Origin of the sequence: Geobacillus thermocatenulatus, from assembly GCF_002217655.1 — a bacterium.
Taxonomy (GTDB): domain Bacteria; phylum Bacillota; class Bacilli; order Bacillales; family Anoxybacillaceae; genus Geobacillus; species Geobacillus thermocatenulatus.
The window spans coordinates 1,274,298-1,294,652 of sequence record NZ_NEWK01000001.1 but is presented as its reverse complement, the minus strand read 5'-3'; the positions used below and the strand labels follow the sequence as shown (position 1 = coordinate 1,294,652).

Below are 20,355 nucleotides of genomic sequence, written 5' to 3'. Positions count from 1 at the left end.
CGTTGCACAATGAACACTCCCTACACCGAAAGACGCAAAATTTTCCAAAAATCGTCATCATGACAATACGATTTTCCTGTTATTTGTGAATATACTGTGAATTTCCATATAAAAGGTTGACATCTTCTTTTTTTTTTTTTTTTAATGCCATTGAATTTTACAAACATTTCAAATTCATGATTAGAGAGGGCATTCCATATGAAATGGGTGTTCATGTCAAGAATGACGTTCCGCTTAAAAGCCGAAACTATTTTCATACTCGCATTTTCCACTCCTTGCAAACGAACACCAAGGCGTTCACCCGGGCCGATCAGACGACCGAACTCGAGGAGTACCGTCGAATGCCGCAAACCATCAAGGCCGATTTGCGCTACCGTATCCAGTCGTATGACATTTCTTTGCATGGATCGCGTGCGGTCGTGCGCGTGGCCTTGTCCCAGTTGGACACGAACCGGCCCACGTTTCAACTGTACCATTTGTATCCGCTCCACTCGATTGAAGCGGACCATCAGCCCGTCACGTTTACGAGAAACGGCGATCTCGTGACCGTGCGGCTGCCGAAACGCGCCTCGACGCTCACCTTTTCCTATGAGATCGTCGACACGGCGCTCATTCCGTACACGAACGGCCGCATCGTCCTGCTGGCGGACCGGGCGTGGTATCCGAAAAGGAGGGCTTCGCACATGTATCGGACTTATGAATATCGGGTGGCGGGAACGAGAGCTTGGGATGGGGCGTTCACCGATCAATTCGTTCCGAATGAAACATACACCTTTACCTTGAACGTGGACGGCGATGTGCTGTTTTGCAATGTGCCAAAGCGTGGAAAGGGTTACCAAGGGAAAGCGCAGGCGGTCACCTTGATCAAAGGGCAAGGGCATCAACTCGTCGATCAAGGATATGAGATCACCTACCCGGCCGATTGGCCGCACATGGCGGAACGGGCGCCGACGGTCATCCGCCAGATGGAAAAAACATTCCGTCATGTACAACAAATCGCATCCACGGCGGTTTCATCGTTGCCGAACAAGATTGTCTTCTCTAGTTTCGGACTGTCCTCGTTTCTCGCAAACGATCATCTTGTATATAACACAGATGACTTATATGGGATCGATCAATATATTATGGAACAAAATTTTTACGAAAAAATACTTCGGCTTTCCGTACCGCCGAAAGGATCGCGGATCATGTACAACGAGTGGATTTCGCTGGCCACCCGCTGGCTGATGCAAAAACAAGGCCTTTTGGTGATCGACTGGAGCTCCAAAAGCGAGTGGTTCGAGTCGCAGCCGTCATCCGTCAAGAAGCAAATTGAAGCCATTTATCAGGCGTTTCAGCCGCTGGATGTCGACCAAAAGCAACAATGTTTGCGGATATGGTATGCGAACATGGACGACGGTTGGACATGGGACCGCATCTTGGAGATGATGCAGGAGGTGAACGGCATTGGCGGTCGTCATTGAAGGATTGACGAAAATCGTGAAAAAGAAGCCGATTTTATCCGATGTCTCCCTCACCCTCTCCGGCGTGTACGGCTTGCTGGGGCCAAACGGCGCCGGCAAGACGACGTTGATGCGCATTGTGGCCGGACTGTTGGAGTTTAATGCCGGACGGGTGTCGCTCGGAGACGAGCCGATCAGCACGGGCACGAGAGTGAAGCGGGTGAACGAGATCGGCTATTTGCCGCAAGAGTTTATGATGTATCCGGAGCTGACGATGTATGAAGTGCTTGAGCATCTCGCCGTCTTGCAAGGAGAACATCCCGCCGCCTGCCGCTCCAAAATCGAGAAGGTCATCGAACAAGTCAACTTGTCTTCGCACCTCAACAAAAAAATGCGCGAGCTGTCCGGCGGCATGCGGCGGCGGGTCGGCATTGCCATGCTGCTGCTTCGGGAGCCGTCCATCCTCCTGTTTGATGAGCCGACGGCCGGGCTTGACATCCGCGAGCGCGTGCGGTTTCGCAATTTGTTGAAGCGGCTGGGGCACGATCATACGATCGTCATCTCTTCGCACCTTGTCGAGGACATTGAATTTTTGTGCACGAAAATCGGGGTGTTGGACCGCGGCGTGGTGCTGTTTGAAGGCAGTCCCGATGAGCTCAAGCAAAAAGCCGCCCCTTATACGTATGAGTTGGACGTGCCATTGGAGGAGCTGGACTCGGTTCTGGCCGCCAACGAAGTCGTTCAAATGAGCGAAGAGCCTTCCCACGTCGTCGTGCGCGTCTTGTCCGAACAACCCATCGGCCGGCCTGTCGCCCCGCGGCTGATGGACGGATATTTGGCGTTGTTGAAAGAGGCGGAAGCGCATGGATAAAAAAACGATCGCCCATCATTTTTCTTTTGACCGCCGCTTGCTCGGCCGATTGTACTGGTTTCCGTTTCTCGTGTATGGGCTGTGCGTCGGGTTGATGGCGGTCTTGTCCGCCCGCTCCGACGAACCGTTTTTGCCGTACACCGTCATCCAAGGCATTGCCGTGCCGATCGCCGGATGGCATCTCGTCTTTTTGTACCGCCATTTGTACGACGAAGGGGCGAAAGACGCGTTGGTATGGCACTACCGGAAAGCGGTCGTCTTCGACTTGGTTCGCTATGCCGTTTTGCATGGGGGATGCATCGTTCTTCTTGTGGGGGCGGTCATAGGGATTCAAGGAACGATGTTTCTCACCGCCCCCGTGTTGGGGCACCTGTTTCTGCTGTTTTGGTTTTACCAGTTGATTGGGCTTGCCTTGTTAGGCGTTTTTGGCAGCCTGGATGTCGCCTTGTCCGTCATCGCGGTCTATACGTTTATGGAAGTCGCGACGCAAGGGACGTTCATGCCGTGGCCGCATCTGTTTTTGTTTCAAGCGCCGGCGGATTCGCTGTCCCTCCTTCTCCCCATGATGTGGCTGGGGGCGGGCATTGTGATCGCCGCCATTTTGATTGGACGGGAGTTTTGGTAAACGACCGTGGCCGCATCTGTTTTTGTTTCAAGCGCCGGCGGATTCGCTGTCCCTCCTTCTCCCCATGATGTGGCTGGGGGCGGGCATTGTGATCGCCGCCATTTTGATTGGACGGGAGTTTTGGTAAACGAGGGCGGAACCCAACAGAGGAATGTGGGGGCTTGCTGGTGTGTTCTCCGTTCGTTGGACGCCCCCCCGTCCGACCCCCACCTCATCTCCCCGATACGGGACAGACCATCCTAAACAAAAATAGTTTATGAGCGGGCTTTCTCATCAATCGTCTTCCCGTCGCGCTCGATTTCGCACCGGATCGCTTCGTTCAGCGCGTCGAAAAAGAGCACATCACATGAGTAAATGCCGACAATCTCGTCAAGATCCTCTTTGATTTTCCACTTCTGTTTTCCGGTGTAGTCAATGCACAAGTCAATGTCCGAGTTGTAGCGGGCCGTGCCGCGCGCCCGCGAGCCGAACAAAATGACTTTTTGTATATTTTCTTCGCCCGCGAAATACGCCATCAACCGTTCAAACACGGTCGGGCTCATTCCATACATCACGGTCGATCACTTCTTCTTTGATGTTTTGCAGCAGCGCTTCGATTTTGTGGACATATTGTGATACAATTTCGGTTTTTAATCTGTTCATAGTCTTCCTCGTTATACACATGGGCCGTGGCGTTGCGCGAATTGAGTAAATAAATCCATTCCTCTTTTTGAGCGATTAGCATTGATTCTAACCATCCTCAAACGAGCAACTGTTGTTTGCCTTCTACAACATTTAAATATACATTGGGCAAATCATGCAAAACTTCATAAGCCGAAACATACGCAATAGCAGGCTGGCTGTATGCGCATACCAACATTCTTTCTATATTATTTTTTGCGCCAATTAAGCGATTCCCTTTCGATTTGACTTTAATGAGATATCGTCCCCCTTCTTCGAATTCCTCGAATTTTTCATTGTGTATTTCTAACATGCGCTTAATGGGGGCCAACACTTTTTGTTGTTCCGTTAATGTTAATGTCTTCAATTCACCTTTAACGATATAATCAAGCAACTCTAGGGCGACAAAACGATTTAACTGATGATGATAAAATTGATTGGAGTAATGTCTTAAGCATTTATAACAAGATGTCTCGCAATGGTTTTCGCATTCATACAAAATTTCCCTTGCCATTTTAATAATATCAGGGAGCATTTCCCCTGCAATGTGTGAATACCCCGCTCCTCCGGATAAAGTATCAAACAGGTAAACATCAGCTTGATACAGATGTTGTGGACTTTTTGTCTCTAATGGAAGAATGCGATATCCAGACAGTAACTCATTATAATCGATGTCCAATACCCGGCTTGCAGCCAATACGAGCGCCTCGCCAATCGTCTTCAAACCGTCATGAACCCATTGATGATTCGGGTGAAAATCGACTTTTTCATCAAAACTCATCCGCAATAGTAATAAATCAGAGTTAAATATATTTCCAAGAAACACTTTCATAATACTTCCTCTACAGCGGCTATCCCTTTGACCAAGATGTGTTTTCAACCTGTAAGGTACATCATGGGTCAATTTATGTTCACTCTCCCCTGCTGGCCAAATAGCCCCACAATCCGTGCAGATTTCGAATCCTTCCTGTCGATCCGTCCCTTTATTCATGACGATAAGCTGTTTGTTCATCTCATTAGCATATTGAAGCCGCTCTGAACCTGAATAAGCCTTCAAACTTAGTTTTTCGCCAGACACAGGAATAGGTAACTGAGGAGGAACTGCATAGGTGAATTCCTGTTCCCTATCTCCTTCCTTCACCTCCATCCCTTTCTCAGGCGAAAACCCCGTTGGTCGCAACAACGGACTGTTTTTCAACTCACCACCACACACTGAACATTTTTTCGTTTGGATTGGATCCAAAGAAACAAATAAGCACGATTCACAATAGGTGATAACCGGCAAACTGTCAAGCAACAAATCTTTAGCCGGTTTTAACGGATCGTGTGGATTAGGTACATAAATTCCCCCTATTCGATATGTTTTCTTATCAACAACAATTTGTCTTCCTGGCGCATACTCGCTCAACGCTCTATTTATCTCCAATTGCGGTCGTTGTTTAACGATTATTCTCCCCGTTCTTTCATCCTTCCCTTCGATGTAAAAACTGCATAAATCTTGTGGAAATGCATAGGTTGGAAGCAAGCCGTGATTGAACAAAAAATCGAGAAATTTATCGTTCGGATTTACTTCCGCTATATCGTCACCATCGATGGGTTGTATTGTATGTTTGACTTTCTCATAATTCCGTTCCAACTCGCTTACTAGCTCATTACATGCTTCCTCAACAATATACCATTTTCGTTCTACCATATCCCCGCCTAATATTCCTTCTGTCGAAACAACCTCATCCGGAATCAAGTCAAAAATCACCGGATAGTCGCGAAAACGACAGGCGATATTGTCATTCAGCCATTTTTTAAACTGCTCATAATTAAAAGGCGGAGCACCTTCAAAAAATGATTTTGTATCACCTAACGAACTGCTGAGAATGCTTGACGCAACGGCACTTGTAGAAACGTTTTCATGAAAATACGTTTGAATGAGAAATGCGTTCAAATGCCTTTTGGTGATTTTTTTATTATCAATATAAACAATGGGTTTGCGAGCCGAACCGCTGATCATTTTTTCAGGCTGTTGAAAATAATAATAATCGTGCGGCCCTCCCTGGGCATAAGTAACTACGGTCGATAAAGCCGTTCCCCTCCGTCCAGCACGTCCCGCACGCTGCTGGTAGTTCTCACGTTGTGGCGGAACATTTCGTAGTCCAACGGCAGTCAGTGAACCGATGTCGACGCCAACTTCCATTGTGGTTGTACAGCTTAAAATATCGACAGGTCCTTCTAAAACATCTAATATGATATCTTGGAACCGCAATTCGTACTCTTCTGTTGTTGCGATCGCTATTTTCGCATCCTTTTGCGACAGTTGAGCGGTATGCTCTTCAACGGTGACGTTCGAAATTTTCTCATGGTTTGTCAATATTTTTTGTATAGGTGAACGCCAAAATCCTTTTTCTGAATCTAACCGTTTACTGTTCACGTCTAATATCTCGATATTTTCCGATAAACAATTCACACATTTGTTTTTTGCTGCAACGATATTCATTTCTTTGCAATCATTGCATTTATACCAAGTTGTATAAATGCCGGGAATCAGTTTTAATTTTCTAGGGGATAAATAATATCTCCCTTCCGATTCTGTACACAATTTAAACAATGCATCGACAATTTCCTTCTTATGCTCCTCACTTTGAACATAAAGATGAATGATATTCTCTAAGTTTTTCGGTATATAACCTTTCTCAACTCCCCAATCATCGCCCCCGAACCCTCTAATCTTCAGCCTCTCATAGAAATGAATGGTTGAATCTATGGCCACTCTATCCAGCATTTCTTGAATAAACAGCATAGTCAGTACATAAATGTCTTCTTTCGACAATATCTCTTTTAGCTTTCTTTCTACTCTTGCCATTTCTCTTTTAACAGGCTCTACGTAGCCTGTGGCCGTTGTATAAACAGAGTAGAGTGGATGGCAAAGCTGGCGAAGAAGTTCTGTTTTGAAACGAGGCAGCAGTTCAATGTCGCCGTTTTCAATCAGCTCCTCATAGTCGCCATCAAAATCCTCATGTAAAATTTGAACATGATAGGCCAACGATTTTCGATCCTGTCCTTCAAAAAAGTATAATTTATGCTCATCAATCACTTGCAGCAACGAACAATATAAAGCGCCGCTCAGTTTCGGTTCAATATCTTGATCAATTAATTTTTGAGCCGCCAATAAAATGGACTGTCTAAAAGAGTCAAGCTCTACTTCATGGGGAATATCCCTAGCAAGACGTGCAGCCTTTTGGCGTCCGTCAGAAAACAGCAGCACTTTCCGTCCCTCATTAGGCAATTGTTTATTCAGCTTTACCGGAGGTTGCAATAAAAATTGCTCGCGAACTAAATTAGCAAAAGGCTGCTCACCTTTTGTTTTTAAGTCTGTAATCGTTCCCTGCACTTTTCTCATACAGCACGGACATTTTTGGAATGTAATTGTTTGCTTTTTCTTTTTGTTCTTATTTGCCTCATCATGAGGCAAATACAATTTTAGATAACCTTCAGGATCTTCCGGCGGCGACTTCATTAAGTATCCCGTCCTGATATCGAGCCATACAGGGCGCACCGATCGTTCTCCTTTTTGTATTTTTTCATGGGGCGGTTCAACCAGCAAGTGAATCTCTGTCAACTCCTCGCCAACAATGCCTTTCCCTTTTTCAGCCCATAAGTAGTTGCCGTCCTTTTTCGATATATACCCTCGAATAAATGCAGTTCCACATTTTCGATGGGTAAGCAATTCGTAGACCCTTGCTTCCTTGCTGCAAGTACATTGTAATTTCGGAGAATCATACATTTTTCCTAAAATCGAATCGTTTCCTTTTACTCTTTTTTCCTCACATTTCGGATTGGTGCAAACATAAATGCCTGATACACCTTTAAAGAATAAATGGATCCTTACCGGCAATAGCACTCGCTCATTATTTTTCGCTGCATTGGCCAACATTAATAAATGGCTTGTCGCTTTTTGGGCCATTTTCATATCGACACTTGGAAATACTAACTTGGCAATATCGCTGAACTTTTTAGCATTTCCGCTTATTTGTTCAATAATTAATTCGAGCGGTCCAAATCCGTCTAAGCTTTTATATAAATACGACGGCAGCTCATCTAAATTATGTGGGACATCTCCCCATCCAAGCCGCTTTGCTACAGCCTGGAGATTCGACCGCAATGTATCGTACTGATGAATGCGATTGGTAAACTGCTCGCTGTCTAGCAAGGCGAATGCATAGGCCTCTTCTGTCGTGCCAATTCTTCCGGACTTTCTTTTTTCTTTCACTCCTTTGATCAACTTAAACGAACGTTTTTTCAGTTTGCCCGTTAATTGTTCAGCAAACTCAATAGCCGCAGAATTATCATCCTCCGCGCCCAAACTTGCACTCGTTAGAATGCAGCGCAATCGATCGCGTGTAATTCCTAATCTTGCCTGCAACCTTCTAATGAGTAGAGCCACCTCTGCACCACTCGTTCCTCGGTACATATGCGCCTCATCAAGCACTAGAATCAATGTGTTCGCTTCATCTTCTGCAAGCCATTGTCTTGTTTTCTCCCAAATTGGCCGCTCAATCGGGCGCATCAACATATACTCCAGCATGGAATAGTTCGTTACCAAAATATCCGGGGGAGTCGTTTGCATCTCGTGTCTAGTAAACAATTCCCGGTCGTCAGGAGAGGTCAAATATCGAGATTTCCAGTCGCCTTTTTTGCCTGAACGAAAGTTTGTTAAATTTTTCGCTATCCATTTCCCTCTTTTTTTCATTTCCAGCGCCAGTTGCGGCCGATTCTTTTCAATATCCAAATAATAATCAATAATCTCCTTCAACTGGTAGTCGTCTTTTTCCTTTGTCCGCTCTCCCGGGTAAGGTGTTCTTGATGTGTACATACCGAATAATGGATGACGGCCGAAATGATCCCGAAAGTACTTGGACACTCTCTCATCACCAAAAAGCTGGCGCAATCTTGTGATTTGATCGCTGACTAGCGCATTCATCGGATATAGTATTAACGCCCGAACCGCATGTATTTGAAACTGTTCCCTTCTATTAAATCCTTCATCAATTAATGAGTTTAAAATGGGATGTAAGAATGATTCCGTTTTACCTGAGCCGGTTCCAGTCGCTACAACTAAATCATGTCCATCCACTAAAAATGATTCAAGCGCCTCCTGCTGATGGACGTACGGCCTCTTATAAATTCCTACACTAGGAGACAACTCCGAAAAATAAGTCATTGCTTCTTTACAATGAGCAGGTAAATTCATCTGCTCGTAGGCAGGCCCCAGCTCATAAACAGGAGTGGCCTCAATATAAGGCTCCTTCGAAATGACCCCTGGTGAATCCAATAACTCTCTGCGCTCTAACAGCAAAGAGGGATGGCTGATTGGATATTGAGCTTCAATATATTCGCGCAATTTTTGATGCAGCCGTGCAGAAACGGAGTTAATGGTAAATTCCATCATCCCATTTCGACTCCTTCCCATCGTATTGAATCCTCATCAATCCCCAAGCGCCGCAAAACCCAAATAAAATCTGAATAATGCCACAAAGGCACAATCCACTCAATCGGTTTGATAAAGGAAAGCGGGAAACAAAAAAGCATCGCCATCTTTTGTTCAAACACAGGAAACTTTTTAAAAAGACGGACATAAATAATATCTTCACGAATTTTTGCACACTTTATCGTTGTTTTCACCTGAGCCTTATACTCTAAGGCATACTTAGCCGTTTCTAAATAATATTCGGGTATCTTGTAATAACGCGCATCACCCCTCCCCATGTTCTCAACCCAAAAGTAGAGCGGTTGACTGTTTTTTAATGCATACCTAGCAATATAACAATCAGACTTTGATGCAAGATTCATTTGAAATGGGTGCCATTTGCGCCGTTTTTGAGGCAAAAATAGTTCTGTTGGTTCATCGTTTAGTTTTACTGGGTTCTGCAATTTGAGTGTTTCGATAAATTCATTTACAGTCGGTGAAGTCATCCATTCGTCAATCATCAACGTTGGAACATGACTGCCCTCTTCCATATAACCGTTGCCGCACCCGTAATACCTGTCGCTCTTTCCTTCAGGGTTGCTGAGCACAACCAAGCTTTTAGACACGGGAAGTTCGACACAGCGCGGGGGCAACGGCAAATAATATCCATTGGCAAGCTTCAATATTTCCCCCAAACCAGATAACAGTTCGAGCAATGACTGTGCTTCGGTTTGATCTTCTTCTTTCATAACGTTTCGAAGATCTTCAAAAAAGCGCCCCTTTAGCAATCTTTGCAAAGGCGGGATAAGCCGCTGAAAATGCACCGGGTTCATTTTATAGTCCTCGAATGCATAAAAGTGCACCAAAGAAAGGACATGACGTTTTATTTGTCTGAATTGTATAATTATATTCTCCCATGCATCTATCAACATCTCTCGAGCTCCACCCCCTTACTAAATCAAAATATTCTCGCTGTCAAACTCTTCTAAGATTTTCTTTGCCTGCTCACGGTCAACATACGGCTGCAGTAGCACCTTGACAACCCATACAGACACGGCTTCTTCCTCAAACCGTTCATCCTCTAATAACCGAAACCATTTTTTAAATGCTTCTTTTTGTTTCGTAAACGACATGACTTCTTGCACAATTTCCACAAAATTATTGAACTCACTAGATTTTTCCTTTAATATTTTACCTTCTACAAGTAATCGAGCAGGGATGGATCCAAAGACTAGACGATGCGTCTTTCTTAGTAACCGAATATCAGGAGTTGTTATCATTTCATTTGCGCTGATCACAGGCGAAAACGACAACTTTTGGATGAACGAATCGGTCAACTCACTTTCTTCTTTTATGCTTATCAAAATCAATTCCGGCAACGACTCATCAATAGACACGCGCCAATGGTCGAGAAACGATTGTAAATACAATTCAGCAGGCGAATTTTCAATTTGGCATAAATGAAGAGACTTTACACAGTCAGGCCGTGTATAACAAGAAAAGGAATTGATCAGCGTTTTATTAGTAAAATTCCGTATATCTGGAAAAACCGTTAGATGATCGTTTCCTGCAACCGCCCAGCCGATTGCCTGTGACAGTTCAAAACTAAATTCTCCTTTGACCACGACTGGTTTACGAAACAAAATCGCTCCGATGATCGTTTTCGCTGTCAACCATGCTTTATTCTCCTGCATGCCAATCATGCATAGGTTTTCTGCAATGGATGTCATTAAATGATTTATATCTTCATAATAAACTGTTGTTTCATCAACATCCTTCACCACCCATTCCGAATGATTTCGATCGTCTGATGCGTTATGTACAGGGACATTTAACCCCAAATTCGTGAAAGGCAGTAAATCAACCAAAGTGTGGAAAATATTATCTTTCATTTCCTTGATCTTTAATTCCAATGCCTTATCGGCTTTTTTTAGTCTTTCTTCCCTTTCTTTTATCCACCTTCCGATTTCTTCCATCTCAACGAGCAAATGCTCTTTTTTTCTACGCAGCTGTTCTGTTTCGTTCAATACTTTTCGATGCTCATCTTCGATTCTTGCTTTCTCCGCAGCAAACCTTCCCTCTAATTTTTCCTCTATTTTCCTTTGAATCACTGGGTACTGTAATAATTCCTCCTCAAATTGACCAATATCTTCCTTTGTTATTTGATATTTATCCAACAATTCAATGGCTCGCATAATGCGCTCATAACGAACTTGCGGAGGGAGATCGCTAACCAACTCAGATAGCTGACTGATGACTTTTCGTGAAATTTCCTGAACCTGTTGCTGGTCTTTCAACGTTTTTAAAGCATAACGCATAATCCGATCGTTAGTGGCACAATCGAGATAATCTTCGACAGGGCTCGCTAGCATCGTCGATACAAAGTATCGTTCGATTCCGACATTCTTATCATTATATTTAACGAGATGCATCCCTTTTTTTCTTATTTCGAGCAACTTATCCTCGGAAGAATCAATCACCCATTTTTGTTCTTTTGTCTGTTTGACACGGCAAGGTCCAACTAAATAATCATCGTTCGTTAAGAGTAAAATTTCTGAACTAAACCGCTGCGGAGCATCAAACCCGTTCTGAATCAAATAAACAATGTCATGATTTTGCGCAAGTGAAAACGGTATTGGGAATACCTCATAATATTTTAAATTCTCCAATTCTTTTCTTACGATAAATTTTGAATATACAGGTCTTCCTGTGTATTCTTCCTCATTTCTTTCTTCAACTGTATAAAATCCCACTTTCCCTGCGTGAATGTCTTCAGGAGCAGGAGACCATATCACTTCCCCCTCACTTGGATAATGCAATCGTGCTTCCTGAACCTCGATTAACTGGTGATCGCGATATTCCGCTAAAACTTTAACAAACACGTATTTTTTATTTGGCTTTCTTTCTTTTTCGACAATCCCAAATATCGTCTTCACGACGATCTCCTCCCATCAATAAATTCCTTTACTATTTTTGGAACCTTGTTTCGATACGTCTTTACATAGTAGGCTAGTTTTGCCCGCAACATTTTATCCCCTACATCTTGCAACAAAAACTCTAGAAAACGATATTGTTCATTTGAAATCCAACAACACTTTGTTTGCTCAAGCTGCATATACGCCAATAAAACTTTGCGCCAATCGGGATGGGCTAAATCGCACATCTCTTGAGCAGAAAAGTCAAACGCCCAAACCCCAGGAATAAAAAGCTTCTCAACAGATGGATGAAAAAACTCTCCCCCTTGACTGAGCTCTCTGGCAAACCGATTTTTTTCTTTGATCCAGTAAGGAAACAAAAGAGGATCTGTTACCGAAACCGTTGTGTATTTCAAGATGCTTTTTTCCTCACACAGCGCCAATGTCCGCTGGTCAACCACAACCCCGGATTCCAATCGTTCCGAAAAATATGGGTTCGCGTTTGGATCATAAAATAGATGTAACATCTTTCCTTCATGTTTTTTAATATAAAAAGTATGAAAACCTTTTTTATGCAATATAATGTCAACATAAGAACTCGACAGCGGATATTCCCGACTCGTATAATCCGGTTGGATATGAACTAGGCTGTACTTTTGCGGTTGAAAGTCACGAAAAGATATTTGGATTCTACATTTTCCTGTTCCGATTAACATCGCTTCTCCTTTTCTGCCAAAAATTGAAGGGGCAACTATATCCAAATAATAATACGGCGGTTTCAAGTCATATCCAAATTGCCGAAACCACTCTATTAACGGCTCCGCCAATAGAAAAGGAAGACGGATTTTATAGGCAAACCATCCATACTTTTGATTTAATGGTGTTACATCCATTTCCCTCGGAAACTCTATTTTTTTTCGTGACATCATATAAAACGTATCACTCAGTGATAGTTCTCTAGGCTCAATCATGCAAAAGCTTTGGTTTATTGGCCGAAACAAATATGTATGGTTTTGAAACCCTTTAATATATTCAGGCCAAAACAAGCCGAGTTTCTCATAACATTTTTCATCTTTTCTAGTCGCAAAAGAAAAACTGTAACCCTGTTTCGGAACAATCTGCAGTTTATTTTCACTAGAGTTAGGCCAAAGCTGTGCAGATGAGATAAAGGAATTCATTTCATTGCATTTTATTTTAAAGTGCAAATGATGCGCGTCACATTGCATCGCTTGAAAAGGCGTTAAATAAGGAAAGGTAATAAAAAGTTCCCACTCATGTTCCAATGGTTCAAATGTAATAAAGGGGCGGCTTATCATCACTGAATAATCATGAAGATGGGATGAACCTGACAAACGTTGAACATAAAGTTCGCATCGTTCAGACCCTTGCCCGCGTTCGTGACGAAAGTGAGCGGACTGCACCCTTCCTTCTGCTTTAAATACTCTCGCGCCACAGCATGGACACGTATAGACAACCCCATACTTATGTGCGTTTTTCGCATGAACAAGTTGTCCTAACGGGTTAAGTGCTCTTTCCATATGAACAGAACCCCTTACAAAAATGACTGGATGTTGTTTTATATCTTGACCACTTCAATAAACTATTGACAAAACGATGAATTTCGCGGAGAGAGACAGCATATTCTCCATAACTGTCTCTCCTCAAAGCACCGATTGATCTCCTTACATATTCATGCACTGCAGCTTCGCTTGCTCAAGCACATCTTCCACCGCTTTCGGCTGTTATTTGGTGGATAATCGTACTTGCGCAGCACCTTCTTAATTTCAAGGCGCATGCGCGCTTGGGCTTGCGCTTTTTTATCCCAATCGTGCGTCCGGTTTTCCTTTACCGTTTTCGCCAAATCCTTTGCGATTTGAATTAATACCTCATCTTCCATTAATTTTTTTATATCCGGGTCAGAACCTAACACGTCGAAAAACGCCTTCTCCTCCTCGGTTAAGCCAAGCTGTTTCTCTTCTTCAATCGCCGCCTGCAACTCTTCTTTAAATTTAAGCAATTCCTCAAATACTTCATACACATCCGTGTAATCATTTCGATTGTTGTATTTTTCTAATATTTTTTCAAAACGTTTGGAAAATGTTTGGCTCACCGTCATGTTTGTCTTTTTCACATCTTGCAATTTTTGCTTTAATACGCGCATTAAAATGGTCGACGCAATATTTTTTTGCGGCAAGGCGCGTCATTTTTTGATGTTCTCCTCATTCAACAAATCAAAACTTTCCGATGAAACCGCTTGGGTCAACACCATCACTTCATCTTCCAAAATCGCTTCTTCCAACATTTTCGCGATTCGTTCATTCACTTCTTTTAAGTCAGGTGTGCCTGTTCGCGAAGATTTCATAATAAAGGAACGAACAGCGATAAAATAGGAAATTTCCTCTTTTTGTTCTTTCGAAAGCAAGCCGGTGCAAATTTTATAAACATCTTTCAGCTTTTTCGTTTCCGTCATAAACAGCAATTTTCTTTTTTCCGTTTGCTGCACAAATTCTGCTCCGTCGCGAATGACTTCATAACGCTTTGTGTCGCTATCACCGAAAAAGGCGCGATAATCAAACGAATGGAACATATTGTGCAACACTTCGAGGATGTTTAACGCGATGTCGCGGGCTTGGGTATTTTCTTGCACTTTATCTTGGTCGCGCTTCGTATACGTTTGCAACGCTTCCGTTAAATTTTTCTTTAAGCCGATGTAATCAACAATCAATCCGCCTGTTTTCCCCGGATAAACGCGGTTGACGCGGGCGATCGCTTGCATCAAGTTATGCGTCTTCATGGGCTTGTCAATATACATTGTATCGAGCGCCGGCACGTCAAAACCGGTGAGCCACATATCAACAACAATGACGATTTTAAACGGATGATCGCCATCTTTAAATTCTTTTTCCCGCTGTTTCCGCGTTTGTTTATTTCCGACAAGCTTCGCGAGCTCCTCCGGATCCTGATTGTTTTCGGTCATGACAATTTTCACTTTGTCTTTCCAGTCCGGACGTTGACGCATGATCTCTTTATACATTGCAAACGCGGTGTTGCGCGAATAAGCAACGATCATCGCTTTTCCTTTGACAAGATGTTCGCGCTCCTCGTAATGGTGGATAATGTCCGTGACGACTTCGCGAATTCGGTCTTGGTCGCCTATGATTTGCTCCATGCGGCTCAAGCTTTTTTGGCTTTGTTCAATAATATAGTCGCCGACACCTTCGTGAACTTGCATGCGCCAATATTCTTGGTCAATTTCATTCATTTTCTTCTCGTCCAATTTCACTTTCGCCAAGCGAGATTCGTAATAAATTTTGACCGTCGCCCCGTCTTCCACCGCTTGGGTCATATCATACACATCAATGACATCGCCAAACAAGCCGGTCGTCGATCGATCGGTCGTTTCAATCGGCGTCCCTGTAAATGCGATATACGTCCCGTACTTTTGCTCCCCCGTTTCGATATCGTATTTCGGATCAACGCCGTATTGGGAGCGGTGGGCTTCGTCAACCATCACGATGATGTTTTCCCGTTCAGAAAGCAAGCCGGTTTCTTCTTCAAACTTTTGAATCGTTGAAAAAACGATGCCGCCCGTTTGCCGATGTTCCAACAACTCTTTCAAATGGCTGCGCGTTTCCGCTTGTAATGGTGTTTGCCATAAAAATTCACTCGCTCAATATCGACTTCTTCGCGTGACGTGCTTTTTAACTCTGCAATAACAAGGGGAAGACCTTTGACATACAGCACGATGTCTGGAATTTTCTCCTGTCCTTTTTCAATGACTTCCAATTGGTTGACAACGAGAAAATCGTTGTTTTCTGGCGTTTCCCAATCGATGAGTCGAACATGATGGTAAACCGTCTCTCCATTCACAAGCTCAGGCACTACTACCGCTTCTGTTAAGTACTTATGAAACATTTTGTTGTTTGTAAGCACGTCATTCGTTTCAAAATAGTGGATTTTGCGCATCACCTCGCGAATGATCTCAACAGGCACTTCTGGATTCAATTTCACTAACGCTTCTTCCAAACGGTCAAGCAATAAAACGTCCTTTTTATCTCGCTTTAACTCCTTCGCTGGCATATATGGGTAGCCGAGCTCTTGAAAATATTCAATGACGGCTTGCTCTAGCTGCTCTTCTGTAAACACACTTCCACCTCCCGTTCGGCGTCAACGACACGAATTTCTCCGGACATAAGTTTGGGAAGAAGGGTGTCGCGTAAAGCAGAAAGAGACACATTTTCTTCCAAGGATTTCTCTACTTTATTACTCACATTTCGCACCCTCTCGACCAACATCGGGAGGATTTTTTCGTCCCCATGCCGAATCGATCCTTGGTGCACAAGGAAAGCAAAGGAGTTTCCACACCATGGACGTTCGCATTCGTGCGATTGATGAACGTTCCTATTTGACTATCATAAACGCCATCTTCAAGGATCTTGGCCTCCCCCAGCTGATTGACCGGCTGGTTCCGGTGGATCGCCAACGCCAAACCCGAACCAGCGATATCGTCAGCCTGATCACTCTGGATATCTTGAGCGGCCGTAAAAATTGCTTCGCCAATGTCGCTGTCAGCCGCTCCATTTTTTCCTCAAACGATTCCCCGTCTTCTTCCTCTTCTTCAATGCCGACGTAGCGGCCGGGCGTGAGAATGTAGTTATGCTCGCGAATGTCGTCGATCGTCGCTGATTTGCAAAAGCCTTGCACGTCTTCGTAGTTCTCGTTGTTTTGCCAATTGATATACGTATCGGCGATTTTGCGGATATCCTCATCCGTCAACTCTCGCAACTTCCGGGTGACGAGCTGGCCGAATTTGCGCGCATCGATGAATAACGTTTTCCTCGGATGTTTCTTGTTGCGGTTTAAAATCCAAATGCACACCGGGATTTGCGTTGTATAAAACAATTTATCTGGCAACGCGATGATCGCGTCGACTAAATCTGCGTTGACAATGTTTTTGCGAATCTCCCCTTCGCCGGACGTCATCGAGGACAGCGAGCCATTCGCGAGCACAACGGCGGCTTTTCCGTTTTGGCCAAGCTTGTCGATCATATGCTGCAGCCAGGCGTAGTTGGCGTTTCCGGTATATAGCTCCAACGGGCCGTTTCCGGCACCCAAAACACTCCGTCCGCCATATAAGCGTCGCGGTCTTCCGCAAAATCGGGATTTTCTTTCATCAGTTCTTCCCATTTTTCTTGAAACGTATCAGACACGTATTTTAAGAAAATAAGTCCTAAGACGACGTGTTTATATTCTGCCGCATCCATATTGTTTCGCAACTTATCGGCTGCGGACCATAACTTTTCTTCAAAACCGATCGTCGCCATCTGTCGCTGCTCCTTTCCCGTTTGACACGATATGTAATTTGATTCCCAGAGTCTATTTTACCATAAAAATCTTTGCCATTAAGGAACTAATTTCCTATAGCCCCACTCTCCCTATCATCCAGACTATCGGCAGGCGACAACAGGGAGAGCGGCGTTTTGAGTTTTACGATTGCATCAGTGTAAACGTCGAACGAATTCCCATTTTTTCGTACAGTTTTAAACTCGATTCAAGACGTTGCTTCTCGAGTTGTTTCATCATGTCTTGAATATGTTTTTGTTCTTCGAGATAGGACATGATGATTTCCTTCTGCTCTTCGAACGGCCGCACTGGAATCGGAATGTTCTCCAAATCTTTCATATTCAAAATCGTGACATTTGTCCCTGCCTGTTTGCTCAAAAGAAGATATTGCCCAACAGGGCTTTCCAAGAAGACCTTTAAGTAAAATGGGTCAACATGGCGGTGCGGACGAATGCCAATAAAATTATGGGAAATCAGTATATCCCCCTCATGCGGCGGGATGACCGCTATTTTGATCCCCGCCCCCCGGACCGATATAATGACATCGCCTTCTTGGACAAGATATGATTCAATTTTGGCATTGTTTGTAATTTCATAAGACGCGAGCTGGTCGATCAACACCTCCCCATTTTGGACGTCAGATAACTTAATCACTTTATATGGCCCATTCTCTATTTCCGCGTCTTTGGCTGAGATATTGATGCCGCGGTAGAAAGTGCCGATCCGTTTCAATGGTTGTACGCATGGCAAATTCTTTATGTGATCAGGGTAAAACTTCACTTTTCCATACGGCTCGATCGTCCATTCACTGCTTTGCAAATACCGGTTGCTTAAAAGGTTCGCTTCTTCAATCTCCCGGACGGATACGAATTTGCTTACTTCATCGATCTCCAGCCCTTCATGATATATGGCCACAATCCGGTCGATATCTTCTTGGCGCAAATATCTTCTGCCTCTTCTCCGTTCGCCATAATAATTTTCCGCGTTAATGAATAAAATATTTCCTTCCCTCTCTGCACTTTTGTTTTTATTCAGCACAAGAAGGTTGATCTGAATGGCTGCACCATCAAGCAAAGATGATGGCAGAGCGATCACGGACTCAATCAAATCGGCAGACAATAAATGCCCCCTGATCACCGCCTCCGGCCCTCCTCTAAACAGCATTCCGTTTGTGACAACAAGAACCGCTTTTCCGTTTTCCTTCAACGAAGAGAGAGCGTGCAAAATAAAAGCCATGTCAGCGCTCGTTCGCGGCAATCGGCCGTATACAAACCGATCATAACGGTCATTCATCAGTTGTTCATAGCTGTTTATTCTCATGCCAAACGGAAAATTCATCATAATGTAATCAAACTTTTTCAACTTGTTTCCCTCTACAAATGCAGGCTCGGTAAGCGTATCTCCTTTGGCTAAATGAGCATCGGTCCGGTCGTGAAATAACAGACGCAGTTTTCCAAGCGCCCATGCTCGCTGGTTGATTTCCTGACCGTACAGCGCCACTTCGCAATGATGTCGCCGTGCATATTCGCTTGCTGCGCACAACGTGCCGGACAGCCCTGAAACACCATCATAAAACTCCCCTCCTTCCATATTTAAAAGGCGAATGCCCAGCTCATTAACACCAACCGGCGTGATCAGCTCTACACCTTCAACATCGGCCATATTGCCTGCGTACACAAACAACGATTCAATCCATTGTTTCCACTGCTCTTTCGTGAATGCAAAAGAATGAATCCGCGACAACAAATGATATAATGTATTGTTGCTTAATCGGCCAAACAAGTCGGAAAGCTCATATACTCCCTTTAGGAAAGGGACATGTGCTTCTATTTCATTTAAAACTGCCTTTACCTTCTCCGCCAAAAAAGCTCCTTCTTTTAAAATCGCCCCTAAAGAGAGTTCGTCTGGAAGACTGTAACGCTCCTTATCCAGTTCTAAAAATTTCACGCTTGCAATCGACGCAATCGTCTGCACAGAATCGATCACGCTTATATTCGCCTCGCTGCGCAACTGATCCATGAAATGAGATAATTCTCTTTCATACACCATTTAAAAGTCACCTCATTATTTTTTTTTAGTAATAAAATTACTTATTTTAAGTATTGACCAAAAAACTTTCTATCTTCATTATAATGCCAATAATAATAAAAAATCAACAATAAGTTAGTAATTGAGTTACTTTTTCTTTCCCTTGTCCAAAGAGTGGAAATTGCACCTTTTTAACATAGTGCGCGCCGTCCTATAGCCGCCGGACACAAAAAAAACAGCCGCCCACTCATGCAGGGCAAGCCGCCTACGCTCACGACGGAGATTTCTCATAAATCGTCTTCCCGTCGCGCTCGATTTCGCGCCGGATCGCTTCGTTCAGCGCGTCGAAAAAGAGCACATCACATGAGTAAATGCCGACAATCTCGTCAAGATCCTCTTTGATTTTCCACTTCTGTTTTCCGGTGTAGTCAATGCACAAGTCAATGTCCGAGTTGTAGCGGGCCGTGCCGCGCGCCCGCGAGCCGAACAAAACGACTTTTTGTATATTTTCTTCGCCCGCGAAATACGCCATCAACCGTCAAACACGGTCGGGCTCATTCCATACATCACGGTCGATCACTTCTCTTTTGATATGTTCGAGCAGCGCTTCGATTTCGTGGACATATTCCGATTATTCCGATGCAATTCGGTTTTTGATCCGCTCATTATCGTCTTCATTATACACATGAGCCGTGGCATTGCGGGAGTGCAATATATCGTTCCATACGTCAATATTCTTGATCCATCCTTCTTTCAACGCCTGGCGGTAACATGCCCGCGGGTTGTTCAATTCAAGACCGGACGCTTTGAAAATTCTCGATAGCAACTTCTAGATTTGGTCTTCCAAAATTTCGTATTTTTTCACAATCGAATCGCGGTATACTTCCCTCAAGAGTTCATCCTCTTCCGCCACTTGTTCCGACGCGGCAATGACATTCTTCAAATGAAGCAACAATCGAAACGCATGCTGGTACGATAATACAATCGATTCTCGCTCATCCATGCCATCGTTC

The 20,355-nt window shown here is 44.0% G+C and carries 10 protein-coding genes and 5 pseudogenes; 4 read left to right on the top strand and 11 right to left on the bottom strand.

Annotated features, from left to right (window positions below):
- Positions 1-266: 266 nt before the first annotated feature.
- The 3 genes and pseudogenes from B9L19_RS06545 to B9L19_RS06535 all read left to right on the top strand — a co-directional run.
- Positions 267-1,463, top strand: a pseudogene (locus B9L19_RS06545) (ABC transporter permease); the annotation flags it as partial.
- Entirely contained in the window at positions 1,447-2,313 is an 867-nt protein-coding gene (locus B9L19_RS06540) for an ATP-binding cassette domain-containing protein (RefSeq protein ID WP_047753377.1), read from the top strand. The pseudogene B9L19_RS06545 and the gene B9L19_RS06540, both read left to right, overlap by 17 nt.
- The gene (locus B9L19_RS06535) at positions 2,306-2,938 is read left to right on the top strand and encodes a hypothetical protein (protein WP_047752837.1); all 633 of its coding nucleotides are present in this window, start codon (positions 2,306-2,308) and stop codon (positions 2,936-2,938) included. The genes B9L19_RS06540 and B9L19_RS06535 overlap by 8 nt, the downstream gene beginning before the upstream one ends.
- 254 nt (positions 2,939-3,192) lie before the next feature.
- On the opposite strand, the gene B9L19_RS06530 is transcribed toward B9L19_RS06535, so the two are convergent.
- The 6 genes and pseudogenes from B9L19_RS06530 to B9L19_RS06495 all read right to left on the bottom strand — a co-directional run bounded on the left by B9L19_RS06530 (position 3,193) and on the right by B9L19_RS06495 (position 16,117).
- On the bottom strand, positions 3,193-3,489 hold the full coding sequence (locus B9L19_RS06530; protein WP_047752836.1) for a nucleotidyltransferase family protein: 297 nt from the start codon (positions 3,487-3,489) through the stop codon (positions 3,193-3,195).
- 188 nt (positions 3,490-3,677) lie between these two features.
- The gene (locus B9L19_RS06520) at positions 3,678-9,038 is read right to left on the bottom strand and encodes a DEAD/DEAH box helicase (protein ID WP_047752835.1); all 5,361 of its coding nucleotides are present in this window, start codon (positions 9,036-9,038) and stop codon (positions 3,678-3,680) included.
- Positions 9,035-9,988 (bottom strand): hypothetical protein, encoded by a 954-nt coding sequence (locus B9L19_RS06515; RefSeq protein WP_047752834.1) that lies wholly within the window; start codon positions 9,986-9,988, stop codon positions 9,035-9,037. The genes B9L19_RS06520 and B9L19_RS06515 overlap by 4 nt, the downstream gene beginning before the upstream one ends.
- 21 nt (positions 9,989-10,009) lie before the next feature.
- Positions 10,010-11,992 (bottom strand): hypothetical protein, encoded by a 1,983-nt coding sequence (locus B9L19_RS06510; protein ID WP_089113877.1) that lies wholly within the window; start codon positions 11,990-11,992, stop codon positions 10,010-10,012.
- The gene (locus B9L19_RS06505) at positions 11,989-13,509 is read right to left on the bottom strand and encodes a competence protein CoiA family protein (protein ID WP_244182602.1); all 1,521 of its coding nucleotides are present in this window, start codon (positions 13,507-13,509) and stop codon (positions 11,989-11,991) included. The genes B9L19_RS06510 and B9L19_RS06505 overlap by 4 nt, the downstream gene beginning before the upstream one ends.
- A 144-nt stretch (positions 13,510-13,653) precedes the next feature.
- Positions 13,654-16,117 (bottom strand): annotated as a pseudogene (locus B9L19_RS06495) (type I restriction endonuclease subunit R).
- Positions 16,118-16,337: 220 nt separating this feature from the next.
- On the opposite strand from B9L19_RS06495, the pseudogene B9L19_RS19755 reads away from it, so the two are divergent.
- Positions 16,338-16,517: pseudogene (locus B9L19_RS19755) on the top strand (DUF4277 domain-containing protein); the annotation flags it as partial.
- On the opposite strand, the pseudogene B9L19_RS18605 reads toward B9L19_RS19755, so the two are convergent.
- The 5 genes and pseudogenes from B9L19_RS18605 to B9L19_RS19280 form a co-directional block, all read right to left on the bottom strand.
- Positions 16,475-17,295 (bottom strand): annotated as a pseudogene (locus tag B9L19_RS18605) (N-6 DNA methylase); the annotation flags it as partial. The pseudogenes B9L19_RS19755 and B9L19_RS18605 overlap by 43 nt on opposite strands.
- Before the next feature lie 163 nt (positions 17,296-17,458).
- Positions 17,459-19,363 carry an N-6 DNA methylase gene (locus B9L19_RS06475; RefSeq protein ID WP_047752826.1) on the bottom strand — a complete coding sequence of 635 codons (1,905 nt, stop codon included), beginning with the start codon at positions 19,361-19,363 and terminating at the stop codon, positions 17,459-17,461.
- A 250-nt stretch (positions 19,364-19,613) separates the two neighbouring features.
- Positions 19,614-19,909 (bottom strand): annotated as a pseudogene (locus B9L19_RS06470) (nucleotidyltransferase family protein).
- 64 nt (positions 19,910-19,973) lie between these two features.
- Positions 19,974-20,168, bottom strand: coding sequence for a nucleotidyltransferase substrate binding protein (locus B9L19_RS19520; RefSeq protein WP_198527157.1), 195 nt, complete (start codon positions 20,166-20,168; stop codon positions 19,974-19,976).
- Positions 20,169-20,171: 3 nt separating this feature from the next.
- Entirely contained in the window at positions 20,172-20,345 is a 174-nt protein-coding gene (locus B9L19_RS19280; protein ID WP_198527156.1) for a hypothetical protein, read from the bottom strand.
- Between the last annotated feature and the right edge of the window lie 10 nt (positions 20,346-20,355).